16 protein-coding genes are annotated in these 25,386 nt (G+C 71.8%); 9 read left to right on the plus strand and 7 right to left on the minus strand.

The genetic code is table 11. From position 1 onward, the window contains the following. Positions 1 to 171: 171 nt before the first annotated feature. The 4 genes from OHU89_RS45620 to OHU89_RS45635 are packed head-to-tail and all read left to right on the plus strand — an operon-like array spanning position 172 to position 12,615. Entirely contained in the window at positions 172 to 1,242 is a 1,071-nt protein-coding gene (locus OHU89_RS45620; RefSeq protein ID WP_405651779.1) for a WD40 repeat domain-containing protein, read from the plus strand. A gap of 12 nt (positions 1,243 to 1,254) precedes the next feature. Beyond that, positions 1,255 to 4,167: a DUF6603 domain-containing protein gene (locus tag OHU89_RS45625; RefSeq protein WP_405651781.1), complete on the plus strand. Its 2,913-nt coding sequence runs from the start codon at positions 1,255 to 1,257 to the stop codon at positions 4,165 to 4,167. Continuing rightward, positions 4,164 to 6,650, plus strand: a complete 2,487-nt coding sequence (locus OHU89_RS45630; RefSeq protein WP_405651783.1) for a hypothetical protein — start codon at positions 4,164 to 4,166, stop codon at positions 6,648 to 6,650. Before OHU89_RS45625 ends, OHU89_RS45630 begins: the two co-directional genes overlap by 4 nt. 31 nt (positions 6,651 to 6,681) lie before the next feature. After that, the gene (locus OHU89_RS45635; protein WP_405651785.1) at positions 6,682 to 12,615 is read left to right on the plus strand and encodes a hypothetical protein; all 5,934 of its coding nucleotides are present in this window, start codon (positions 6,682 to 6,684) and stop codon (positions 12,613 to 12,615) included. Between the two features lie 69 nt (positions 12,616 to 12,684). On the opposite strand, the gene OHU89_RS45640 is transcribed toward OHU89_RS45635, so the two are convergent. The 6 genes from OHU89_RS45640 to OHU89_RS45665 form a co-directional block, all read right to left on the minus strand. Next, a complete protein-coding gene (locus OHU89_RS45640; protein ID WP_405651787.1) occupies positions 12,685 to 13,437 on the minus strand; it encodes a hypothetical protein in 753 nt (250 codons plus the stop codon). A 126-nt stretch (positions 13,438 to 13,563) separates the two neighbouring features. Then, positions 13,564 to 14,514: a hypothetical protein gene (locus tag OHU89_RS45645; RefSeq protein WP_405651790.1), complete on the minus strand. Its 951-nt coding sequence runs from the start codon at positions 14,512 to 14,514 to the stop codon at positions 13,564 to 13,566. After that, entirely contained in the window at positions 14,514 to 15,365 is an 852-nt protein-coding gene (locus OHU89_RS45650) for a hypothetical protein (RefSeq protein ID WP_405651792.1), read from the minus strand. Before OHU89_RS45650 ends, OHU89_RS45645 begins: the two co-directional genes overlap by 1 nt. 138 nt (positions 15,366 to 15,503) lie before the next feature. After that, complete coding sequence (locus tag OHU89_RS45655; protein WP_405651794.1) at positions 15,504 to 16,031, minus strand: DinB family protein; 528 nt, start codon at positions 16,029 to 16,031, stop codon at positions 15,504 to 15,506. Between the two features lie 161 nt (positions 16,032 to 16,192). After that, positions 16,193 to 16,891: a response regulator gene (locus OHU89_RS45660; RefSeq protein WP_405651796.1), complete on the minus strand. Its 699-nt coding sequence runs from the start codon at positions 16,889 to 16,891 to the stop codon at positions 16,193 to 16,195. Then, entirely contained in the window at positions 16,888 to 18,165 is a 1,278-nt protein-coding gene (locus tag OHU89_RS45665) for a sensor histidine kinase (protein WP_405654934.1), read from the minus strand. Before OHU89_RS45665 ends, OHU89_RS45660 begins: the two co-directional genes overlap by 4 nt. Before the next feature lie 241 nt (positions 18,166 to 18,406). Between OHU89_RS45665 and OHU89_RS45670 the strand changes: the two genes are divergently transcribed. Beyond that, on the plus strand, positions 18,407 to 19,114 hold the full coding sequence (locus OHU89_RS45670; RefSeq protein WP_405651799.1) for an ABC transporter ATP-binding protein: 708 nt from the start codon (positions 18,407 to 18,409) through the stop codon (positions 19,112 to 19,114). Next, positions 19,111 to 21,462 (plus strand): ABC transporter permease, encoded by a 2,352-nt coding sequence (locus OHU89_RS45675; RefSeq protein WP_405651801.1) that lies wholly within the window; start codon positions 19,111 to 19,113, stop codon positions 21,460 to 21,462. The genes OHU89_RS45670 and OHU89_RS45675 overlap by 4 nt, the downstream gene beginning before the upstream one ends. 116 nt (positions 21,463 to 21,578) lie before the next feature. Here the strand turns inward: OHU89_RS45675 and OHU89_RS45680 are convergent, their stop codons facing one another. Beyond that, the gene (locus OHU89_RS45680) at positions 21,579 to 22,796 is read right to left on the minus strand and encodes a GNAT family N-acetyltransferase (protein ID WP_405651803.1); all 1,218 of its coding nucleotides are present in this window, start codon (positions 22,794 to 22,796) and stop codon (positions 21,579 to 21,581) included. A 150-nt stretch (positions 22,797 to 22,946) separates the two neighbouring features. Between OHU89_RS45680 and OHU89_RS45685 the strand changes: the two genes are divergently transcribed. From OHU89_RS45685 to OHU89_RS45695, 3 genes are all read left to right on the plus strand, one after another. Beyond that, on the plus strand, positions 22,947 to 23,258 hold the full coding sequence (locus OHU89_RS45685; RefSeq protein ID WP_266883669.1) for an NIPSNAP family protein: 312 nt from the start codon (positions 22,947 to 22,949) through the stop codon (positions 23,256 to 23,258). A 309-nt stretch (positions 23,259 to 23,567) separates the two neighbouring features. After that, positions 23,568 to 23,897 (plus strand): hypothetical protein, encoded by a 330-nt coding sequence (locus OHU89_RS45690; RefSeq protein ID WP_405651805.1) that lies wholly within the window; start codon positions 23,568 to 23,570, stop codon positions 23,895 to 23,897. Further along, a complete protein-coding gene (locus OHU89_RS45695) occupies positions 23,897 to 25,357 on the plus strand; it encodes a M14 family zinc carboxypeptidase (RefSeq protein ID WP_405651808.1) in 1,461 nt (486 codons plus the stop codon). The genes OHU89_RS45690 and OHU89_RS45695 overlap by 1 nt, the downstream gene beginning before the upstream one ends. Positions 25,358 to 25,386: the final 29 nt, after the last annotated feature.

The raw sequence follows: 25,386 nt of genomic DNA on the forward strand, positions 1-25,386 counted from the left end.
TTCGACATACACGCCGTGTTCGCCAACGCGAACCCCTCCATTCCGGCATGCGGTGAATACCGGCAGTGCATCAGGCCGGGCCACGCCGACTTGGACTGCGGCCATCGCCACGCCTCCATTCCGATCAGTTGGCCAGCACGCCGGATCGGCCAAGCACAGGGAGGTGCCGCAATGAGTGAGCCGGGTACCGTGGCGCTCCGGGTCAAGCACGAGGGGTCGGTCCAGGCGCTCGCTTTCAGCCCGGACAGCACCCGCTTCGCCGGCGGCGGCAGCGATGCGTTGCTGCGGGTGCGTGCGGTCGGTATCGGCGCCGCGTTGGACGTGGCCGTCGACGGATCCGTCACCGGCATCGCCTTCAGCCCCGACGGCAGCAAGTTCGTCGTCGCCGACTTCGAGAAGATCTCCCTGCGGGACAGCTCGACCGGCTCGGCCGTCTGGGAAGGGCCGCTCGACCCGGGCAACTCGGTGAACACCGTGCAGTTCGGTCCCGACGGGCAGCTGATCGCGGCCACCGACACCCTGGTCGCCGTACTCGATCAGGCCACCGGAACGATCACCCGGCGGATCACTGTCGAACGGCCCCTGATCGCCGGTGTCGACCTGAGCCGGGACGGCACCCGGGTCGCGCTGGCCGTGGACGAACGGCACGGCGGCGACCACCATCTCGCCGGGTCCGCGCGGGTGATGGACCTGGCCACCGGCAACCAGATCAGCCGGCTGACCCCCGGTAACGCCGTGTTCGCGGTCGCGTTCAGCCCGGACGGCAAGCTGGTGCTGTGCTGCGCCGCCGACGACACCACCCGGATGTTCCAGGCGCAGGACGGAACACAGGTGTGGCCGACCCCGGAGGACATCGACGACCAGGTCACGGCCCCCAGTTGTCTGGCGTACGACCCGAAGGGCAAGTGGACCGTGGTCGGCGGTGCCGACGGGTTCGCCCGGGTCCTGGACGCGGAGACCGGCGTCGAGAGGGGCCGGGCGCCCAAGCTGACCCCCGGTGCCCCGGATCCCGGGTTCGGAGCCGTCACGCATGTGGCGTTCAGCCCCAACGGCAAGCTGGCGGCCAGCGCCTCGATCGACAACGTCGTACGGCTGTTCAACATCGACGGCAAGGAGCTGTATGCCGTCACCACCGACGAGGTGCTGACCATGCGGTTCAGCCCGAACGGCCGCTGGCTGGGCCTGGGCACCATGAACGACGCGCTGGTCATCGACAACGGCGAAGCGAGCCAGACGAATTAGAGGTGAGCCGCCATGGATTCCCGCGAGCTCCTTGACCAGGTAGCAGGCCAACTGCGCGCGCTCGCCCGGGACGCCGTGGAGGGGCTGGTCCGCTCGTTGCCCGAACTCGGTGAGGATCCGTCCGCCGCAGGCACTGTCCTCGCGGGCCGGCTGCTCGCCGTGCACGACCGGCTCCCCGCGGGGAACTCGCTGGTGGATCTCGTACGCGAGATGCTCGGTGATCTGGACTCCGCATCCCCCGTACGCCTGCACGGCTGGCGGCGGGTACCGGGCGGCCAGCTCGGTGTGGCGCTGGTGCTGACCGACCCGGCCGGGCCGGCCGCCGGGCGTGCGGTGCTCGGAGTGACCGCGGACGGGCCCGTGTTCGAAGTGGTGGTCACCCAGGGAACGACCCTGAACTCGCCCCCGGCCGGCCGGGCGCCCTGGAGTGCGGAGGCGACCATCGCCGCCCCGCAGGGCTGGGACGCCGCCTTCGGCCCTGGCCTGCCCTCCGAGCCGCCCACGCCTTCCGCGCCGCCCGGCGGCACCGCGACGATCCGGCTGCGGCGCACCGGCCGGCTCGCCGCCGGTATGGCGGACGGGCCGGGGGTCAGCGTGGATGGCATCGCCCTGACCGTGACCGCCGGCACGCCCGCGGCCGCGGAGCTGGAGTTGCAGGGCTTCAACGCCGCCGTCCTGCCGGCCGCCCTCGCCAGGCTGCTCGGCATCGGCGGGGCCAGCCCCATGGCTGGCCCGCCTCCGCCGATCATCCTGCGGGCCGACCGGGTCGAGGGTCTGCGTTTTGCCGGCACCGGTGCGCTGCGCGTCCCCCTGCCCATGCGGCTGAACTCCCCGCTCGTGTCCAGCCGGGGCGCCGCCCTGGAGCTGACCTCCGAGGGCGGCGAGCCACGCCTGGCCCTGTCCCTGTCGGCCAGCGCCGGGCTGCCGGGTCTGCCGCTCCGCGTCCATCTGGAGGGGGCCGGGATCGATCTGCCGATCGCGCTGTCCCCGGGCACCCGGCCGGGCCTGGACCCGAGCCGGCTGCGCGAGCTGTTCCCGGACGGCATCGGAACCGAGCTCAAGGTGCCGCCGATCTCCGGCGGCGGTCTGGTGCGGCGCACGCCCGACCAGGGCTACGGGGGTCTCATCTCGATCGACCTGGGCGTGCTGCGGCTCCAGGCCGTCGCCCTGTTCCGGCCGCCGGACGGAAACGGCGCCCCGACCAGCTTCATGGTGCTGCTCGCCGCCCAGTTCCCGCCCCCCGGCATCCAACTGGGCCTGGGCTTCGCGCTGGACGCGGTCGGCGGGCTGGTCGGCGTCAACCGGCGCGTCGACATCACCGCACTTCAGCAGCTGGTCGGCGACGGCAACGCCGACCATGTGCTGTTCCCGGACCGCGCGGTCGAGCGCGCCGCGGAGATCATCGGATCCCTGGGCTCGGCGTTCCCGGTGGCCGCCGGGCGGGTGCTGGTCGGGCCGATGGTCCGCATCACGTGGGGCGGCCGGATGGTGTCCCTGTCCGGCGCGCTGATCCTGGAGCTGCCCGCCCCGGCCCGTGCGGTGCTGGTGGGACGGCTGCTGGTCGGGCTGCCCGACCCGGTGGTGCCGCTCATCCGCCTCCAGGCGAGTGTGCTCGGCCGTGTCGAACCGGCCGTCCCCCTCGTCGAACTCCTGGTGTCGCTGTCCGGCTCGTGGATCGTCGGGCTCGCGGTGCGCGGGGAGATGTATCTCCTCGTACGCGGCGGCCGGCAGCCGCAGTTCGTCCTGTCCGCCGGCGGCTTCCACCCCCGCTATGCCCGCCCCGCCGGGGTGCCGGCGCTGAGCCGGCTCCAGGTTGACCTGGCCCCGGGCAACGGCTTCGGACTGCGGATGGAGGCCTACTTCGCCATCACCTCCAACGCGGTGATGTTCGGCGGCCAGGTCCAGCTGGACGCGTCGATCGCCGGCTGCGGTGTGCAGGGCTGGCTCGGCCTGGACGCGCTGTTCGTCTTCGACCCGGTGTTCGCGTTCTCGGTCCATGTACGGGCCGGCGTGGCGGTGCGCGCGTTCGGGCGCCGACTGGCGGGCATCGGGCTGGACTTCACCCTGGAGGGCCCGGCCCCCTGGCACGCCTTCGGAACCGGCAGCATCTCGGTGCTGTTCTGGGACGTCGAGCTGGACTTCGACGTCCGCTGGGGATCGGCGCAGGCGATCCGGCAGCAACCCGGACGCAGTCCGCTCGACGCGCTCACCCCCGAACTGGCGAAGACGACCGCCTGGTCGGCGGAGCGGCCGGCCGCCGAACGTACCGCGCTGCTGTTCACCCCCGACGCCAACGAGAAGCTGAACCAGGGGAGCCTGGTGCACCCCGACGCCACCCTGCGCCTGACCCAGCGTGTGGTCCCGCTGGGCGTGCAGATCTCCCGGTTCGAGCGGCGGCCGGTACCGGCACAGACCTGGACGGTCAAAGAGGTCACCCTCGGCACGCCCCAGGCGGCCGACCAACTCGCCTCGCTGCCCGAGCGATTCGTCCCCGGCGAGTTCTTCGACCTCACCGAGGACCAACAGCTCACCGAGCCCGCGTTCGTCAGCCACGCGGGCGGGCTGCGGGCGCGTACCGACGGCGTCCGGGTCGGTGAGGGCCACCGGGTCGACGACACCTACGAGACGAAGTACGAACCGCCGCTGCCTGAGCGGCAGTTCACGATGTGGTCGGGGTTCTTCCGGCGCGAGGCCGTCTTCGCGGTCAGTGCCGCCGAGCGGCTGGAGAGGTGGCGCACCCCCGAGGCGGCCGTCAAGGTACGCCCGCCCACACTGAGCGTGGCCGCCGCCGAGACGCTCAGCCCGCTGCTCGACGACGTCACCCTGGTCAACGCCACCACGGACGCCTGGGACGCCGTACGCGGACAACTTGCCGAACCGCAGGACGCGTTGCGGCTCGTCGAGACCTGGGAGCTACGGTCGTGAGCACGCGCTGGTTCTTCTCCTCGGCACAGGTCGGCGCCGGCGCCTCGGCAACGGGTCAGGCGTTGCCCACGTCGGTCCGGTTCAACCGTGACATCGAGGGCCGCCGCGAGGAGCCGCCACCGGTGATGGGGCCGACGCTGTCGCTGGTCGGCCCCGGAGATGTGTTTGGCTTCGACCGCAGTATGGTCCTGCGGGAGGAACCGCCGCCCGGTACGCCCGACGCCGCGGAGAACGTGCTGGCCACCGTCGAACTGGCCCACGCCGACCTGCCCTGGCTGCTGTCCCCGGGAACGGCACCCACCGGGAGCGGGCCCGCCCCGCAGCCCTGGGTCGTGCTGATCGTGCTGGCCGAGGACGAGGCGGCCGCACCGCGCGAGTCCCGCCCGCTGCCGGTGCTCACCGCCCCGGTCGCCGCGCTGCCCCCGCTGGCCGAGCGGTGGGCGTGGGCGCATGTGGAGGCACGCCTCCCGGACACCGTCACGGACGTCCCCGGCGCGAAGCGCCTTGTCGAGCAGGGGGCGCGCAACCACTCGGCCGATGTCGTCGCGCGGCTGATGTGCCCGCGTCGGCTGCTCCCGAACCGTGGCTGGATCGCCGCCGTGGTCCCCGCCACCGCCGCGGGACGGGACGCGGGCCTGAGGGTGACACCGGCGGGCGCGGCCACGGCAGACGCCTGGCCGATTCCCGGCCGGGACACCGTCGACCTGCCCGTCTATCACTGGTGGACCTTCCGCACCGGGCAGGCGGGCACCTTCGAGGAGCTGGCCCGCCGACTGCGTTTTCGGTCCGCCGCGGAGGCCGGACTCGGCAGCCGGATCATCGATGTCGGCAAGCCCTGGCCCGCCGAGGATTCTCCCGGTCCTGCCACCGTGCCCATGGACGGTGCGCTGCGGGCGCCCGGTACCGCGGCGCCCGAGACCTGGAGCGACCCCGCTGCTCAGGAGCGCTTCCGGGGCCTGGTGCGCGAACGCGTGGACGCACCGGCCCGTCAGCGCGAGGAAGCCGTCGACGACCAGGACATCGTCGCCGTGGGCCCGCCCCTCTACGGCAGCCACCACACCGGGGAACAGACCGTGCCCACCGAGCCGGAGAGCTGGCTGAGCACGCTCAACCTGGAGGTCCGACGGCGGGTGGCCGCCGCGCTCGGCACCCGCTACGTACAGCTGGAACAGGAGTTCCTGATGGCCCGCGCCTGGGAACAGGTCGGTGAGATCCGGCAGGCCAACCGCCTGCTGGCCGCCGGTGAGCTGGCCGCCGCCGCGGCCGAGCGGGCCCAGCACAAGCACCTCGACGCGCTGGGAGTGGCCGACCTGGTCACCGTCATGGCGCCGGTCAGCGGACGCGTGCCCCTGGCCGCCACCGGACCGGAGGCGAAGACCCTGTCCGCCATGCTGGTCGCGAGCGACAAGGTGCCCACGGGAGCGGCAAGCACCTCTTTCGCACGGCTGATCCGCGCGGGCGGGGCGCTGGCCCGGCGTGCCCAGCGCGGGGTGGACGGCGAGGTACCCGACGAGCGGCCCGATCCGGTCCTGCTGCGGGGCCTGCAGGACATGGGCATGGACGTCGAGGGCCTGTCCGGCGAACTGCGCGACCGGATCAGCCCCACGCGGCTGCAGATACTGCGGATGACCGACCGCGTCCCTGGCGACTTCTGGGCGCAACGCACCCAGGACGACGCCCGCCCGCTGCGGCCGATCATGGCCCATCCGAAGTTCACCGTGCCGGTCGCCGAGGAGCTCCTGGCCCGCTGGCCGGAGTGGGCGCTGCCCGGCATCAGCGCGCTGCCCCCGGACTCCGTGACCCTGCTGGAGACCAACCCCGAGTTCATCGCCGCGCTGCTGGTCGGGCTGAACCACGAGTTCAACCGGGAGCTGCTGTGGCGGGAGTTCCCCACCGACCAGCGCGGCACCCCCTTCGCCCGGTTCTGGCCGAGCGACGACGCGGATGTCGAGGAGATCGCCCTGTGGCCGCGCGAGGCCCCGCTGGGCAGCCAGTTGCGCACCGGCGGCGCGGGCAACCTGGTGCTGCTCGTGCGCGGGGAACTGCTGCACCGCTTCCCCGGCACCGCGCTGCTCGCCGTACGCGGCGTGGCGGGCAAACTGCCCGACGCGTTCGACGGAGTGCCGGCCACCCCGCTCGCGCTGGACGAGTCCACCGTGCTCTACCTGTTCTCCGGCCTCGACGCGGAGCGCGCCCGCGCCGAGGACTTCTTCTTCGTGTTCCGCGAACCGATGCGCGGCACCCAGTTCGGCTTCGACACCGGCGCCCAGCCCGCCCAGATGGAGTCCTGGGCGGATCTCACCTGGGACGGCGTCCAGGTGGCGGGCGGTGCGTCCGTCCTTCTGGGCCGGGCCCCCGCCACCCCCGCCCCACCGCCGCCCGATCTCGCGGTGTGGGGCCGGGACGCGGCCGACATGGCCCGTATCGCCTTCCAACAGCCCTTCCAACTCGCCTTCAGGGCCACCACGTTGCTGGGCGGCTGAGCACCGCACCGAGGACAGGAGCACCCCCGCCATGAACGACGCGTTCGCCGCTCGCGCACAGGTGGACCGGGCCCGCACCGAGGCGGACGCCGCGCAGGCCCTCGCGGACGAGCAGCATGCCGTGGTGCAGCGCCTCCAGGACCACATCCGGGCCGGCCTGCCGGACCCCCTCCACATCCAAGGCCAGCGCCCCAGCCCCGAACTGCTCGCCGAGGCCGAGGCGGCCCTGCTGGAGCTCCAGCGCAGAGCCGAGGAGCTGAACTCCTTGGCGACCGGCGCCGAGGAGGAACTCACCCGCGCCCTGGGCGAGGGCACGGCCCTGTTCCCCGACGACAACACCGCCCCGATCGCCCTGCTGCCCGTGCGGGTGGAGACCATCTGGTGGGAGCCGCGCACCCTGCGGGTGCGGATCTACCCGGACGACATCCTGCTCACGGCCTTCGACCCCCGACTGACCCCCGCCGAAGCGGCGGCCGCCGCCGGATACTGGCAGAACCCCGGCCCGGAGGCCTGGCAGCAGGTGCTCACCGAGCTGCGCCCGGCCCGCGCGTCCTGGGCGGTCCGCGCCGCCCGCCCCGGATCGCCGCCGCCGACGATCCGCACCGACGACCCCGGGCAGCCCCGGCCGCAGACGGTCGCGATGCCGAGACGCTGGCGCTTCCTGGGCCTGCTCGACGGCCAGGTGGTGGTGGACACGCTCGGCCGCCCGGTGCCCGACCCACTGCCCATCGGCCTGCTGCGCGCCGAGGAGGAGGGCTGGGAGACCGACTGGTTCGAGGCGGTCAAGGCCGGTATGGGCATCGAACTGGTCTTCCCGCCCGAGAGCACCGAGCAGTTGGACGAGCTGCTCGTCGTCGGGGTGCGCGACGACTCGGCGGCGGACGGCGCGACGCGGCTGCGCGACCTCCTGCACGGCCACAGGTTCGGCGGCGGTCTTGGCCTGCTGCCGTCCGGCACCGCGACCAACAACACCCCGCGCAGCCGCTCCGGCTGGTCCTCGGCGCCCGCTTACCCGGGCCCCGACCCCGACCCGAAGGCGGGGGAGCGGCCGGTCGCCGACGGGCTGGCGACGGGGCTGGGTCTGCCCGACGCCGACTTCCTGCGCGGCTGTTCCGGCGCCGCAGATCCGGAGCCCTCGGCCGTCGCCGCGCTGACCCTTCTCACCTGGCCGACGCTCGGCAAGGGATTCGCCGAGGCCGCCCTGAGCACCCTCGACCTGGGCACCCGCCAGGTCACCGGTGTGGCCCCCGGCAGGCCGTGGCGTGAGGTCAGGGAGCACCTTGCCGAGCATGTGCGCGGTCGCGGGCCGCTGCCGATGCTGCGGGTCGGGCGCCAGCCGTACGGAATCCTGCCCGCCACCGCGCTGGACGACTGGCGCGCCGAACGCGTCGGTGACGTGGACGGGTTGATCGCGCCCTGGCTGGAGCGTCTCAGGGAACGCTGGCGGGCGGCGGTGAAGGGCGAGACCCCCATCGACCCCATCCCCCGAGTCCAGCCGGGCATGCCGGTCGACGAGGTCGCGGTGAACGCGTTGCAGCGGCTGCCCGTGGCGACCGGCCTGTCCATGTGGCGCATGGACAGCCCGGCGGCGGCCGTGGGCAGGACCGACCGTACGGAGCCCCCCACGCGGCTGGGCCTGCCCGGTCTGCCGCCCCATGCAATGCTGCGCTGGACCACACGGGGCGACGGCTTCACCTCCTTCGGCGGGAGCCTGGACGAGAAGACCGGCGTCCCGGAGTTCGTCGCCCGGCTCGCCCCTGACCCGCAGGCCTTCCCGGCCCGGGCGGCGGCCACCGCGGACTACCTGGGCGCGGTGCGCGCCTTCCTGGCGGGCGAGCTGAACGCCGAGGGCTACGACGCGGCGTGGCCGGTGGAGTTGTCGACAGGCCGGGAGACCCCGCCGCGGCGCAGCACGTTCTTCGACCTTCCCGGCGGCCAGGAGGAGCCTGCGCCTGACGACGGAGGCGAGGAGCCTGGCGGCGAAGGCGAGGAGCCGCCCGAGGGAGGCGAGGAGCCGCCACCGGACGACGGGGAGCCGGAACCCGAACCGGACGCCCGCGGGCTGCTCGACGCCCTGCTGTTCCTCCCCAACTGGGCTTTCTTCCAAGGCGACGACGAGGGCACGGACGACCCCCTGCGCCAGGCACTGGCCGTCACCGGCGATGTGGACCAACTGGTGGCCGACGTACTGGATGGGCTGAGCGAGCAGGAGCGCGCCGAACGGGTCGCCACAGCGACCCGGGCCGCCGCGGAGCTGCCCCGCCTGGAACAAGCCCTGCGGACCCTGGCCGGTGTCCCGGTGACCCGGCTGCCCGAGCTCCTGCTGGAGGTCATCGACGTCCACTCGCACCGGCTGGACGCCTGGATCACCTCGCTCGCGTCGCGACGGTTGGCCGCGCTGCGCAAGTCCGGAGTGGAAGGCGTGCGGTTCGGCTGCTACGGATGGGTGGAGGATCTGCGTCCGCCGGTGCAGCGGGAACAGATCGACATCGTGCTGGACGACATGGACACCACCGTCGAGATCTCCGACAAGGACGGCTACATCCACGCGCCCTCGCTCCAGCACGCGGCGACGGCGGCCGTGCTGCGCTCCGGCTTCCTCAGCGACCCCGACGAGCAGACCTACGCCGTCAACCTCACCTCCCGCCGTGCCCGCATCGCCCGCTGGCTGCTCGGCGGCGTACGCCAGGGCCAGAACCTGGGCTCCCTCCTGGGTTACCGGTTCGAACGGGCCCTGCACGACGCCGAACTGGACCACCTCGTAGAAGGCTTCCGCCGCCGCTTCCCCCTGCCGGTCGTACCCGAACCGCAGGCGGAACAGCCCGCGGCAGACCTGTGGGCGCGCAGCGCGGAGGCGATCTCGGCACGCAATGTCGTCGACGGCATGGCCCTCGTGCGGGCCGGAGCCGATGCTCCCGCTCTGGCCGGTGTCCCGGACGACAACCTCGCTGCGGTGACACCGCTGTTGGAGGACCTTGCCGACGCCCTGGACGCGGTGGGCGATCTGGTACTGGCCGAGAGCGTGCACCAGCTGGTGGGCGGCAACCCCATCCGTGCGGGCCTGACCGCCGACACCCTGGGCCGCGGCGAGGACGTACCGGACACCTTCCGCGTCCTGCGCACCCCGCACCGGGCCCGCGCACTGACCCACCGGGTCGCCACGCTCCTGCCCGCCGCCCTGGCCCCGGCCGGCTGGCCCGCCGATCCGCTCGCCGCCCTGCAACCCGCCCTGGAGGCCTGGGTCGCGCATCTGCTGGGCCCGGCGGCAGGCTGGACGCTGACCGGGACGGTGGGCCAGGAGACGTTCGAACTCACCGTCGACAGCCTGCAGTTGGGCGCGCTGCGCACCGTACTGGACACTGCCTCCGTCGAACCGGCCGGGCTGCGCCGCGCGGTACAGAACGCCAAGGGCGTCACGCCGGACACCCCGGTCACCTTCAACGGGCCCGGCTGGAGCGGACTGCGGGGCCGCGCGGTCCGGATCCGTTCGCTGCTGTCCACCGCCCAGCCACTGCTGCCCGTCCACCTCCCCGAGGACCCGGCCGGCCGAACCGTTGACACGACCGGGCTGCAAGCACGCCTCGCCGCCTTCGCCGAGAGCGGTCCGGCCGGGGACCCGCTGCGCGCCCTGGCGGCGGAGCAAATCACACCGGAAGCGGCCGACGCCTGGCTCTCCCGGGCCCGGACGACACTTGCCGACGTGCTCGGCGCGGACATCCCGCTCCTGCCCGACCTCACCGCACCGACCCCACCCCCGGCCGGTCGCACCGACCTGCCCGGTGCCGAACTGGAGGACTGGCTACGGCGCAACGCGGCCGTACGACCGATGGTGCGCACCCTGCACGAGACCCTGCTGCTGGCCGCAGCGGGCGCCGACCGGGTCGAGCGGCTGCGTGCGGCACAGCACCCGACGGGCGCGGCCGACGCCTGGATCGGCGGCACCTTCCCCACCGGACAGCGACCGACCGCCACCACCCACCTGGTCTGGCACGCACCGGCAGACACCGCGCCCGGCGCGGCCATCACCGGCCTCGTACTCGACGAATGGATCGAACTGCTCCCCGGCTCCGATCAGCTGCCCCCGTCGGACGCGGCCGCGCCGCAGACCGAACTGACCGGAGTCGCCTTCCACTACGACCGCCCGGACGCCAAGGCCCCGCACAGCGTGCTCATCGCGGTGCCCCCGAACCTGGAGCGCGGCTGGACCTCCGACGGCCTGGCGCAGGTGGTGCGCGAGACCCTCGAACTGGCCAAGCTGCGCGCCGTCGACCTCGACGACCTGCCGGAACTGGACGACCTGATCCCCGGCATCCGGATCTCCCCCCACGGCGCGACCGGCCAGGCCCTGTCCAGGATCGAGAACCCCCGGCCGGGCACCGACCCGGAGGGTCCCTTCATGCTGGAGCCCCGCCATCGCACCTCCGACGTCGAAACCGGACTGGCCGCCCGGGTCCACGACCCGCTGTGGCTGCTCACCCGGCAGTGGCAGTTCGGGGAGTTCGGCGCCCAGGACGCCGGTTCCCCCGCGGTGGTCCGCATGGCCGGCGGCAGCTCGCCCATCGACGCCTGGCGGCCGGGCGGGAGCACGGACTGGGTGCCCTACGATCCGCGCCTCGGGCCCTTGGACAGCCAGGTCGAGGACGAGCCCGTAGAGGCCGACGAACGGCTGCGCGCCGAGGGCGGTGCCGCCCTGCTGCGGATGACCGACGACGCCGGGCTGTTCACCGCCGCCCTCGCGGCACTGGCACCCCACCGGCTGCAGTCCGGCCAGACGGACACGAGCCTGATCGGCTTGCTTGACGGCCGGCTGCCCGACGCCGCGTCGGTGGCGGCAGCGCTGGACGCAGGCACCTTCGACAGCGGACCCGACGCGCGGCTCGGCGAGGTGGCCGCCCGGTGGCGGACCTGGTGGGCAGGACAGCTCGCCGAGCGCGGCCCTGACTGCTTCGACCCGCACCGCTTCGAGTACGGCGCCGAACTGTCCACCGCCGGGACCGTGCTGCGCGCCGAGGAGTACCAGGGCGACGGCCTCGACTGGTACAGCCTGGATGTGCACCCCGACCCCGACGCCGTGGCGGCATCGCAGGGCGAACGCAGCACGTTCACCGAGGAGGGCCTGCCCTCGACGATCCGCTACGGCGGACTGCCGGCCGACCGGTTCTGGGAGATGGAGGACGCGCGCGTCGACCTCGGGGCGGCGGACGTGTCCACACTGGACACGGGCCGCCTGCTGCTGATCTCCTTCGCCACGGTCTTCGGCAACGACTGGTTCCTGGTGCCCCTGGAGGTGCCGACGGCTTCCCTGACCGTCCTGGACCAACTCCTCGTGCGTGACGTCTTCGGCCGCCACCATCTGGTCCGGCGCGCAGGCCAGGACGATCCCGCCTGGTCGATGTTCACCCTGAGCAGCCCGGAGCCGGACCACCCGGCGGCCTCCGGACTGCTGGTCCTGCCCACCGAACGCGGCCAGACGGGGCAGCCGCTGGAGCGCGTGGTGCTGGCCCGTGACGAACTGGCGAACCTGGCGTGGGCCGTCCAGCACCACTACACCGACGGCCGGGGCGAACAGGTCGACCGCCGCGACCGCTGGGCCCGCACCACACCCCCCGAGCCCGCCACGGCCGGCGAACTGCCCGCGTACGCCGTGCAGAGCATCGTGCCGGACTACTGGTTCCCCCTCGTCCCGGAAGCCGTCGGCACCGACCGGATCCGATTCCGGCTGGCCAGGCTCACCGGCCCCGGCCTCGACTCACGCCCGGAGGGCCGGCTCATCACCCCCGGACTGTGGATGCACGAGGAAGAGGTGCCGCGCGACGGCGTGTTCGTCACCCGGCGCCCGGTGCTGGCCCGCTGGTTCGACGGCTCCTGGCACAGCTGGGTACGCCGGGAGAAGGCCCCCGGCACCGGGGAGAGCTCCAGCGGGCTGGCCTTCGACACGGTGCGGCCCACGGAGCCGTGGCCGTGATGACAGTCCGTCAACCGAGACGGGAGGCACACCATGGGCCAGCTGGTCCTCAGCGCTCGTTGTGCTGGATCAGCGCCGCCCGGCCGCCACCAAGGCGGTGAGGACGCGTCGGGTCTTGTTCTCCGGGTGTTCGGAGAGCGACACCCCGCGCTCCCGCACCGCCTCCTGCAGCTTTCGCTGCTTGCGCTCGGCCCGCATGGTGAACTCCTTGGCGTCGTCCTCGTCCTTGGGCTTCACCCGGATCGAGGCCTCCAGGAACTCCATACCGGCGACCGACCACGACTCCAGGTTCACCTTCAGGTCGCCCAGCGGAACGTCGTCGACCTTGGTCGCGAGGATCGGCCCCAGCGCCACCAGCCCATTGAGCTGGACGGCGGGAGCACAGGCGTGCAGGAACTGATCCTGCACCGCATCGATCGGCGCGGCGGGATCGGCTCCGGGAGCCACCGCGCCCAGCAGCGCCCCCGGTGGGTGACTGTGCACCAGGGAGGCGGCGAGCACACGGCGGTTCACCGACCAGTCCTCCTCGATCCTGTAGGTGAACGGCTCCGCGTCGAACGGGGTGGAGAACCGGCCGACCAGCTGCCCCCGGTCGCACGGACGCAACTTGACGGTCAGATCGTCCGCACCGCCACCGATCCTGAACCGCACGATCACGCCGGCGTCCAGCAGTGGTACCCGGCCCTCGGCGGCGCCGTCCCGGTCCTCGGCGAACCAGATCTGGCGCGTGGTCATCTCGCCGTGCGCTGCGCCGAGGAGCGACAGAGCCGCCGCCACGTCGCTCTCGATGTTGACCTTGATCTCGACCGGCAACAGGTCCATCGTCCCGCTCCCTAACGTCTTCTGTACCTGGGCCCGGGACGCCTTGCCGCACTGCCGGACGAAGGTATCGAAGGCTGTTTGCTCAGCGTGCTCCTTCTCCGGCTCGGAGTCGACCGGGAGGGGAGCTCAGGGTTGGGGCATGAGCTGTACCCGGATGTCGTCTCCGTAGGGGAGAACGATCGTCCGGTCGCGGCCGAGCTCCCAGTCCGGGGTGACCAGGAACAGTCGCCCGCCGGATGACAGCAACAGCCGGAAGCCCGCGTAACGGTGGTGGTACGCCCTTCCCTCCTTCTCGGAGTTGTCGAGCCGGGTTGCCGTGACCCCGGTGGGCAGGCCGTCGAGTGGTTCCTTGGTGTCGATGACGACTTCCGGTCGGAGGTCCAGCCTGGATGCGTCCTCCTCGCCTCGACCTGTGCCGTACGCCCAGGCCAGCTGGGTCGAGGCCCAGAACAGCCCGGCGATGAACAGCCCCACGGCGCACAGCGCGCCATTGCGTGCCAGGCGCCGCGACAGCAAGGTCCGCCCGCGCTGCTGCGTGTAGACCCACATGCCGTACGCCACCGCCGCCGGTCCGATCGCCAGCGACAGAGGTGTGGCGCCGATGATGACGCTGGTGTCGGAGCCCTGGACGAACATGCCGATGAGGGCTCTGGCAATGAGGAGGACCCCGACGAGCATGATGAGGTACGCCAGAAGGGCATGGGTGGTGGAGGAGTCGTCGCCCGTGTCGCGAGCGAGCAGCCACTTGACGAAGGCGTGGATTCCGACGCACGTCAGGACACCGAGGAACATCAAGGCCGCCGGGACGTACACCACTTCGAGGCCCTGCAGCATCAAGTCCTGATTGGACAGGCCCGTCATGTCCAGGGGAACGCCGAAGTACTGGTAGCGGGCGCGGGTGGCGACGTAGCCGAAGTAGACAAGCAGCGCGGTGGCCAGTGTCGTCGGGCCGATGGCCTCGGCCAGTTGGCGGATGCGGGCCGAGACGGGCTGCTGGTCGGTGGAGGACTCGGGTTCCCCGGCTGGTTCCGGGGCAGGGGGCGTGGGTGGCGGTTCGGGTGGGGGAACCGTGGCCATCAGCCCTGCTCCCCGGTCAACGGCTCGTCGGGCGGGGGCTGGAACTCCTCGTGGGAGTCGGTGTCGGGCGACGGCGGGGAGTCCGGGACAGGCGTGTCGTCGGACGGCGGGGAGAACTCGTCCGGCGGGCTGTCTTCCGCCGCCCCTCCGACAGACATCGTCAGTGTGGGAACGTTGTTGGAACTTGAACCACTTATCTGCACCGGATTCTGCGACGTCGGTGGCGAACCGCCCCAGTCCGGCACCTCGTTGCACGGGGAGTTCTCGGCGTTGTCGCACAGGTACGTGAAGTGGACGACCGCGGTGACCGTGTACTCACCTGCTGGGGCGTCTGACGGGAGGACAGCCCCCGCCACGCACTGGTCGCCCTCGGTCAGATTGATCCCGCGACACGCAGGGTTACCGTCGAGGGAACAATGCGCGGCGTCGTCGGAACGGACCGCCGGAGTGGCCGGGCCGGCGGTCACGGTGAAGGAGACACTGTTGATGGTGCCGGCAGTGGCCGTCTTGTTGATGATGGTCACACAACCGGGACCGTTGCGGTTGCCGTCGAGGTGGACGCCGTTGACGTGAATGGATCGTCGATCGCTCTTGCGTGTCTCGCCGCCCGGCGTGCTGTTTCCGGCGGTCGATGTGCCCTGCGAGGTGGATGGGGAGCTGGAGTCTCCGTCATCCGAGCGACCGGTGCCGGTGCCAGGGTCGGTGCCGGTCCTGGCGTTGGGATCGGTGCCGTTTGAGCCGGTCACGGAGCTGACCGGGCCTTCATCAGAGGCATTCTGCCCATCAATGGTGGCGGATCTGACCAGCCAGAAGATCCCGAGCACTGCCACGAGACCGAGGATGACCGCCAAGGCGATGGGTCGCGCACGCGTAGGTGGCATATAAGGAGAATATTCCCATTTCCGGCACTCTTCCTCCTGGGGCAGCCAGCCCGCGGCCGCCCCTCTCCGGGGATCGGGTCGGAGGATCGCGGAGCCGGATCGGGACTCTCAGGTCAGGACCAGCCAGCGGCGGCCGTCGATCAGCTCTCGGGCCGCGTCGAGGTGGCCGGCGTGGCACGCGGTCTCGGTGATGACGTGCAGCAGCACGTCGCGCAGGGTGTGCAGATGTGGTTCGCCGAACAGGTCGTGGGGCCACCAGGCCAACGCGGCGTCAGCAGGGGTGGCGGTGATGACGTCGTCGGCGAATGCCGCCTCCTGGCGGTATCGGTCGAGCACGTCGACGGCCGTGACTTCCGGGGATACCTGCCAGGCTTCATCGTCGCTCGTCAGGCCGCGGATGACTTGCTGGTCCCCGGCGACGACCGCGCGGAACCAGAACCGCTCGACGTCCAGCGTGAGGTGCTGGACCAGCCCCAGGCAGTGCCATCCGGACGGCAGCACGGGCCGTCGTAGATCCTGCGCATCGAGCCCGTCGAGGATGTCCACGACGTGGCGCCGTTGCCCGTGCAGGACTCGAAGAAGCGCCTTGACCTCATGGCCCGGAGTGTTGTCGCTCAGATTTTCGGTCACGGCCACCCAGGATCCCTGAATCTCCGCGGCCGGGCAGGGAATTACCCGACATCCGGAGCGAGACTCCACCAACTCAGTGTGATGGCAGGGCGGTTGGCGCTCCTCGCGGACGCGCGGGGACTGACAGACGCAGGTTCCGCCTGGCAGTGCCAGGTCTCGGCTTCGCGCTACGTCTGCTCGGTCGGCTGCTGGGCGGCCCCGCCCGCGCCGACGCTGACCAGCCCTGTCTCGTAGGCGACGATGACGGCCTGGACACGGTCACGGAGTCCGAGTTTGGCGAGGATGCGGGCGACGTGCGTCTTGACCGTCGCCTCGGCGAGATGGAGGCGGGTGGCGAGTTCGGCATTGCTCAGGCCCCGGGCCAGCAGGCCGAGGACTTCCAGTTCGCGTGGGGTGAGCGAGGCGAGGTCGCGGTGGAGGGCGGCGGTGTCGCTGCCCTGGTGTGCGAACCGCTGCACGAGGCGGCGGGTGATGGTGGGTGCGAGGAGGGCGTCGCCGGTGCGGACCGTGCGGACGGCCGCGGTCAGTTGCTCGGGGGTGACGTCCTTGAGGAGGAAGCCGCTGGCTCCGGCGGACAGGGCGGCGTAGACGTACCGGTCGAGGTCGAACGTGGTGAGGATGATGACGCGCGGCGCGTCGGCGGCCCCGGTGAGGATGCGGCGGGTGGCCTCCAGGCCGTCCATCTCGGGCATCCGGATGTCCATCAGGACCACGTTGGGCCGGGTACGGCGGACCGCCTCGACAGCTTCGCTCCCGTTGGTCGCCTCGGCGACGACGTCGATGCCGTCGGCGCGGAGGATCAACCGGAATCCGGTGCGGACCAGGGTCTGGTCGTCGGCGAGGAGCACACGCAGCGGCTCGGTCACGGTCCCTCCAGGGGGATCAGGGCTTCCACACGGTAGCCGCCCGTCAGGCGTCGGCCGGTGGTGAGGGTTCCGTCGTGGACGGCGAGGCGCTCGCGCAGCCCGATCAGGCCCCGGCCGCTTCCGACGGTCCCGCCCGAGTGCCCGCCGGTGTCGGTGACTTCGACCCGGAGCCGGTCCGGGCCGTAGTCGACGGTCACGGCGGCCCTGGCGCCGGACGCGTGCTTCACGGTGTTGGTGAGGGCTTCCTGGACCACGCGGTAGGCGGCGAGTTCGAGGCCGGGCGGGAGGGGACGGGGCGGCCCGGTCACGGTCAGGTCGACGGGCAGTCCGGTGTCCCGCACCCGCCCCACCAGCGATTCCAGCTGGTCCAGGCCGGGTTGTGGGGTCAGCTCCTCCGCCGTCTCGGCCAGGTCCGCACCGCTGGACGTCCCCTCGTCCTCGTCGGCCATGGTGAGCAGTCCCATGACGTGGCGCAGTTCGGTCATGGCCGCCCGTCCACCCGCCTCGACGGCGAGCAGTGCCTCGCCGGCCTCCTCGGGCGAAGTGTTCATGATCTTGCGGGCGGCGCCCGCCTGGATGATCATCACGCTGACGTTGTGCGTGACGACGTCGTGCAGTTCGCGGGCGATCCTGGCCCGCTCGTGCTCGACGGCCCGGCGCAGTTCCTCGGTCCGTTCCAGTTCCAGGGTGGAGATCCGGGTACGGCCCTCGTCGGTCCGGAGTTTCCAGGTGCGCAGGCCGATGGCGGCCACGGCCATCGGGACCAGGATCAGCAGGGCGATGTAGTCGTTGGGGACGATCGGTGTCACCGGGTCCCCCGCGGTGCCGACCAGGACGACCGACACCGGCAGCGCCGCCAGGGCCGCCACCCGGTACGGGCTGTACACGGCGGCGCTGTAGACGGCGATGATGAACGCGTAGAAGGTCAGCCGCAGCACGCTCTGCGGTGTCGCCAGTGTCGCCGCCGTCACGACGCACAGCACGGCGAGCGGATAGCGGCGGCGCAGCGCCAGGGCGCCCGAGGCGACGACCGCGAGGCTCACCATGAAGGCCAGCCCGCCGGGGCCGGACGGGCGCACCACGGTGTACGCCACGCCGGGTGCGATCTCCCGCACCACGACGACGTCGACGTTGTCGAGGCCGTAGTAGACGGTGGAGATGCCGATCACCAGTGCCACCACTGCGTCGAACTGCCAGGCGCGCCGGGTGGGCCGCAGCGGCGGACCGCTCGGAACCCTGGCGTCGCGGACCGTGCGGCGGGCGGCTCCCCGCATCCGCGCCAGCATCGTACGTACGTCCGTCACCGGATCATTCTCGCCGCCGCGCGGACCCGCGGAGTCCGCCCCCGTGGTCATTTCCGCCGCACCGGATACATCACCCGCCTACATCGCAGGGATGACGTTTGCGGGGCTCATCCCAGCTCGGTACCGCAAGGGGTTCGAGCGGGCGACGCGTGCCGGCCGGGCCCGCTCCTAGCGTTCACGCAGCCAACCGCCCTTACCCGAGGAGCCCTTCATGACCATGCCGGTGATCGAACTGCGCGAGGTGAGCCGCCGATACGACGACGGCCCGCCCGCTCTGCACGAGGCGTCGCTGACCGTGCAACCCGGCGAGGCCGTCGCGATCCTTGGCCCTTCCGGCAGCGGCAAGTCCACGCTGCTCAATCTGATCGCGGGCCTGGACCGGCCCGATGCGGGGACCGTCACCGTGGACGGGGTGCGGGTGGACCGGCTCGGTGAAGCCGGTGCGGCCCTCTACCGGCGCTCGAGGATCGGCATGGTCTTCCAGTTCTTCAACCTGCTCGACGATCTGACCGTCACCGACAACGTCGAGCTGCCCGCGCGCCTCACCGGCATGGCACGGGGCGAGGCGGGCCGCCGGGCGGCAGAACTCCTGGAACTGCTGGGCATCGACCGGCACGCCCGCGCCTACCCGGGACGGCTGTCCGGTGGCGAACGGCAACGCGTCGCGGTCGCCCGGGCGTTGATGAACCGGCCCGCGCTGCTCCTGGCCGACGAACCGACGGGGGCCCTGGACACGGCCGCCGGACAGGACGTCAGCGAGTTGCTCAGCGGCCTCAACGCCGAGGGCCAGACCATCGTCGTGGTCACCCACGACCTGGCTCTGGCCCGGTCCTGCACGAACCGCACGGTCCACATCGCCGACGGCCGGATCACGCAGGACACCGGGTCGCAGGCCGTCACCCCGCAGGCCGTCCGATGAGCGCGCTCGGCAAGGTGGTGCGCTCAGGGGTCGCACGACGCCGGGTGCAGACCTTGGTGATCGGACTCGCCACGATGATGGCGGTGGCCGCCTCCGTCCTCGGCGGAACCCTGCTCGTGGTCTCGGGCGCGCCCTTCGACGACGCGTTCGCGCGCCGGCACGGGGCGCATTTGTCCCTGCAGTTCGACGCGGACACGGTCAGCGCCGGACAGCTGTCGACGTCCAAGGACGCCGAAGGGGTGAGCGATGCCGCCGGCCCGTTCCCCACAGCGACACTCACCCCGCGGTCGGACGGCATGGGCGGCCCCGGCTGGCCGATGACCGTGGTCGGCCGGGACGGTCCCGGCCGGGACGTGGACGAGCTGACACTGCTCGATGGACGCTGGCCCAGGCACTCCGGCGAGATCGTGGTGTCCGCCGACTCCGCGCTCCTCGCGACCCTGGGCATGAAGGTCACCTTCCCCGACCTGCCCGGCGACCCGACGCTGACGGTGGTCGGTGAGGCCCGCTCGGTCACGCAGACCGCCGACGCCTGGGTCCTGCCGTCCCAGATGCCGGCGCTCACCGCGACCGGCAGCGGCGGCCACCAGATGCTCTACCGCTTCACCGACGCCGGCACCGCCGCGCAGATCACCGCGGGCGGCAAGGCCGTTACCCGGTCCCTGCCGCAGGGAGCCGCCGTCGGCGAACAGTCCTGGCTCACCGTCAAGAAGACCGTCGAGCGCGACACCGCCCTCTACGTCCCCTTCCTCATGGCCTTCGGCGCCCTGGGCCTGGTCATGTCGGTGCTCATCGTCGGCAACGTCGTCGCGTCGGCCGTCGGCACGGGAACGCGCCGTATCGGGGTCCTCAAGGCCGTCGGCTTCACCCCGGCCCAGGTTGTACGGGCCTACGTCGGCCAGGCGCTGATCCCGGCCGCCGTGGGCGCGACCCTCGGAGTGCTCGCCGGGCACCTGCTCGCCGTCCCCGTCCTGGCCGAGGCCCAGGACGTCTACAGCTCCTCGTCCCTGGCCGTCGCCCCCTGGGTCGACCTGACGGTGATCGCGGGGGTGCTCGGCCTGGTGGCGGCGACCGCCTGGGCGAGTGCCTTGCGGGCGGGCCGTCTGCGTACCGTCGACGCGCTCGCCGTCGGGCGTACGGCTTCGGCGGGGCGCGGCCGGTGGGCGGCCCGCCTCGCCGGACGGCTGCCGCTGCCGCAACCCGTCGCCCTGGGCCTCGCCCGGCCCTTCGCACGGCCCGCCCGCGCGCTGGCCATGGGCACCGCCGTCCTGTTCGGCGCCATCGCCGTCACGTTCACGGTGGGGATGGGCGCCTCGCTCGGCCAGGTGATGACAGCAAGGGCCCACAACGTGGCCGATGTCGTCGTCCCCGCGCCCGTGCAGGACTTCGGACCCCGGAGCACCGGCTCCGAGAAGCAGCCCGAAGTCGATCCCGCCGCGGTCGCCGCGGCCATCGAGGCCGCACCCGGGACCGGGAGGTACTACAGGGCTACGAGAGTACGGGCGACCGTGTCCGGTCTGACCGGGACCATCGAGGTGAACTCCTTTACCGGCGACGCCTCCTGGGGCGGTTACACGATGGTCTCGGGCCGCTGGATCGAGCACACCGGCGAGGCCGTGGTCCCCACCCCCTTCCTGGCCGCCACCAGCACCCACGTCGGCGACACCGTCACCCTCAACGGCCTGGCCCGGCCGGTCACCGTCCGGATCGTCGGCGAGGTCTTCGACACCCGCAACGACGGCATGCAGGTCTTCACCGACGCCTCGACGCTCAAGGACGCGCATCCCGACCTGACGGAGACGAGCCATCACATCGCGGTCACCTCAGGCACCGACGCCACCGCCTACGCCGACACCCTGAACAAGGACCTGACACCACTCGGTGCCACCGCGCGGGCCGGCGGGCTCAACTCCGGCAGCGACATGGTCGTCACGCTCAACGCACTGTCCGCGATCCTCACCCTGATGCTCGTCGCCGTCGCCGCGCTCGGCGTACTGAACGGCGTGCTGCTCGACACCCGCGAGCGCGTCCGGGAGATCGGCGTCCACAAGGCGCTCGGCATGACCCCCCGACAGACCGTCGCGATGGTCCTCACCTCTGTCGTCGTGACCGGACTGGTCGCGGGCGCGCTGGGCGTACCCCTCGGTGTGGCCCTGCACGGCTGGGTCATCCCCGCGATGGGCGACAGTGTGGGACTTCGCCTCCCCGGATCCGTCACCGCCGTCTACCACGCGGCCGAACTGCTCCCGCTCACCCTCGGCGGCCTGCTCATCGCCACCCTGGGCGCCCTCCTGCCCGCCGGCTGGGCCGCCCGATCCCGAACCGCCACGGCACTGCGCACCGAATAGCACGCTGAGGCGCGGAGGTTGTGCGTCCGGGCCCCTACGGCAAACTGCCGTAGGGGCCCGGATGGCTCGTTCCCTGCTCGGACAAACGAGACTCGTGCAGGGGCTGCGAGCGCGGGTCAGAACCAGTGCAGGCAGTGCGGGGAGCGCTCGGTGCGGAAGAGGGCGTCGGCGAGGGTCGCTGCGCCCGGGTGGTGGGCTCGGACGTGTCCGGCACGCACGAGCGTGCTCGGAGTGGTGCCGCCGAGGTAGATCGAGCCCAGGTCCCTGATGTCCAGGGACAGGTCGGGCTTCCGGTCCGTGGGGGCGCAGTCGGCCTTGCCGTCCCGGACGGTCAGCAGATAGCGGCCGTCCTCGCCGAGGAACGGATCGGCGACGTCGAGGACGAGCTCGCCGTCCGTGAACCAGCCGCGCGCGGTCAGAGCAGCGGGGACGTCCAGGATCCGCACCCAGAGCCAGTCCATCTGGCCGCTCACCTGGCCGGAGCGGAAGTCCTCGAGCTGCCAGCGCAGCGGGTGCTCGGGCGGGACGTGCTTGAACACGACCTGAGAGACCAGGTCATGTTCGAGAACGAACCGGGCCAGGACCGTGAAGACGGCGTCATCGGTGGTGATGGTCTCGTCGACCGTGAGGGTGCCGGACTCGAGCGAGTAGCTGGCGTAACCGTCCGGGACACCGTCGGCGTCCCGGTGAACGGCGACGTAGCGTGGCGCCTGCGAGATCGGGGACTGCCCCGCGCGCAAGGCCCACCAGCGGTGCGGCCGGGACAGCGCGCCGGGCTGGGCGCGGCGGTACCGGTCGTAGACCTCTTCCAGGATCTGGCCGCACTCGGCACGCCGCAGCACCTCGACCGAGCCGGCCGCCCGGGCCTCGGCCGCTCCGTGCGCCCGGGGGAGGGCGAGGGCGGCCCGGTGGCGTTCCACCGTCAGCTGCCCCGTGTAGGTCGCCGGTCCGTAGCCGAACCTGCCGTAGATGGTGGCCTCGGAGGACAGCAGTACGGAGAGGAACTCCCCGCCGGCCCGCAGCTCGGCGAGCTGATGCCGCATCATCGCGGTGAGCACGCCCTGGCGCCGGTGCGAGGGCAGGACACCGACGGCGGTCACTCCGGGGGCCGGGACGAGGGTCTCGCCGGGCAGGGTGAGTTCGAAGGAGTGCGTGGCGGCGGTGCCGACAGGCCGCCCGTCCGCCGTCAGGGCGAGCAGGCCGCGGTCTGTCTCGAGCGCCGACCACCAGAGCCCGCCGCCCTCGACCGGGGTCTCCGGGAAGCTCCCGAACGCGGCATGGACTGTGTCGACGAAGACGTCAAAGTCCTCGTCGGTCGTGGAACGAATCTCCATCGGCGCCGCTGCCTCCTCGCAATACCGGCACCACAACCCGTGGTGCCTGGGCTCAGTGCAGCGTTCACCCGTGCCCAGAGCAAGCGAATTACGACCGGGCCCGCGGCAGTCGCCCATCGAGCCTGCGTCGACTCGATGCATCATGTACCCATGATCACCATTCACCTGAAATACGAGATCGACGCGGACAAGCTGGAGGACTTCGAGGAATACGGCCGTCGCTGGGTCCGGCTCGTCGACCGTTTCGGCGGGACGCACCACGGTTACTTCCTGCCGAGCGAGGGCGACAGCGACATCGCCTACGCCCTCTTCTCGTTTCCCAGTCTCGCCGCCTACGAGCAGTACCGCACGGACAGCGTGTCGGATCCGGAGTGCCAGGACGCGCTCGAACTGGCTCGTCGCACGCGCTGCATCAAGCGGTACGAACGCCGTTTTCTCCGGCCGCTCGACGGCGTGTCCTAGGCCGGGGGAGAGGCGTGGTGTGACCATGAAGGAAAGCGAACTCCCTGACGCGCAGGGGGAGATCGCCGCTTCTGGAGGCACGGACTTCCAGTTGCGGCGTCGAAGTTGACAGAGGTCGGGCGTGGTCCCAGTATCGGAAGTAATGGTGGATTGTCGGATTTAACCTGCTTCTTTATTCAAGGAAGCTGACCTTCGTCCCGGCCTTCCCGCTCTGGTCGGCGCCGTGCTCTTCGTCTTCCCCCGCGCACGCGCGCGCCCGCCGGCTTCGGCTCCACACGTGAGACGGACAAAGCACCAAGGGAGACGACCATGAACGAGACATCAGAACGCGCTGCGCAGCCACCGCCCGGAAATCCGGCGATCCGCTTCGACGCGACCGTGCACCCCGGCGTCACCGCCCGTAGCCTCCGCGCCGTCGCCGACCTCGATCTGGACCGGATGCCCGATCCCGAGGACGAGGTCCGCCTGCTTGTCACACCGGAGGAATGCCGACGGCTGCTGGAAAGCGGCTACGAGGTCCACCTGCGCGCCCTGGTGCCCGTACGGCCGGTTCCCGCCGAACTGGTGGAGACGGACGAGTCGGTGATGGCCTGGCTGGAGGAACGGGTCCAGGGCATCGAGCGGTCGGGGGGTGCGTGATGTACCGGACGGTCGCCCAGCTCGACTCGCTGACCTCGGCGCTCGCGAACTGGTTCCCCCAGCTGTGCACCAGGGTCAGGCTGCCGGAACGCTCGGTGCAGGGACGTGACGTGTTCGCCCTGCGCATGCGTTCCGGCAGCGGCACCGACCGGCGGGGCGTGCTCCTGGTCGGCGGCACCCATTCCCGTGAGCTGATGAACCCCGACGCACTCGTGGAACTCGCCGTCGACCTTGTCGTGAGCCGGCTGAACGGCACCGACATCGTCTACGGCGGCCGCACCTGGAGCGCCCAGGACGTCAAGCTCATCCTCGAGACCCTCGATGTGTGGATCGTGCCCTGCATCAACCCCGACGGCCGCCAGCACGTGCTGACGGTCGACGGCATGTGGCGCAAGAACCTGCGTGACAACCCGGGAACCGCCTGCGACGGCGTCGACCTCAACCGCAACGCGGCCATCCTCTGGGGTGTCACCGAGGGCCAGACCTCGTGCAGTCCCTGCAGCGACGTCTACGCCGGGCCCGGCGCCTTCTCGGAGCCGGAGACACGCAACGTCAAGCATCTGCTGGACACCCGGACCATCCACACCTTCGCGGACGTGCACTCGTACTCGGAACTCGTCCTGTATCCGTGGGGCCACGCCTTCAACCAGAGCACCGACCCGGCGCAGCGCTTCACGACACTGCCGACGGGAACGTGCGCGCCCATCGGTACTCCCGGCTACCAGGAGTACATCACCGTCCGCGACCAGCAGCGCTTCGAGACGGTGGCGGGCCGGATCGTGGACGCGATCGCCGCGGTGCGCGGGCGGGCGTACACCCCGCAGACCGGGCGCGCGCTGTATGCCACCACCGGCACGCAGAGCGACTACGCCTACAGCCGGCACATCGCCAACCCCGCCCTGGGCAAGACCTACGGCTTCACCTTCGAGACCGGGCCGAGGGCGGCCACCATCGAGGACTCCTTCCACCCGGCGGACCCCACCCTCATCAAACGCGATGCCAAGTCGGGCCTCATGGCGCTCGCTCAGCAGAGCATCTGCGCCTTCGACCTGATCGGCCTGAAACTGCTGGGGCGCCGCAACGAGGTGGACGCCCTGCGTACCGTCCGCGACGACGCGCTGGCGAAGACCGAGGCCGGCCGCGAGTGGATCACCCTGATCGAACGGGTCGAAGTCCCGCTCGCCCCCCTCCTGTTGAAGGACGAGCGACTGGCGGCCAAGGCGGCGAAACTGCTCGCCCGCGCCGGTCAGCTCGTGACCGACGCCAAGGAGCAGGTCGGCGACGGTGAGATCGACCTGGGTCTCGACCTCGTCCGCGAACTCGACGCCAGGGGCGAAGCCGAGGACGGTGAAGTACGCGCGGACCTCAAGGCCATCAGCGCGCTGCTGGAGCGGCTGCGAGGACTGAGGCCGGCCGAGGTTGTGGAGCAACTGACGAGCCGCGGCCCACGCGACGGCTGACCGTGCCCGGACCGGCGCCGCGGCTTCCG

This window comes from Streptomyces sp. NBC_00019, from assembly GCF_045041015.1.
GTDB lineage: Bacteria > Actinomycetota > Actinomycetes > Streptomycetales > Streptomycetaceae > Streptomyces.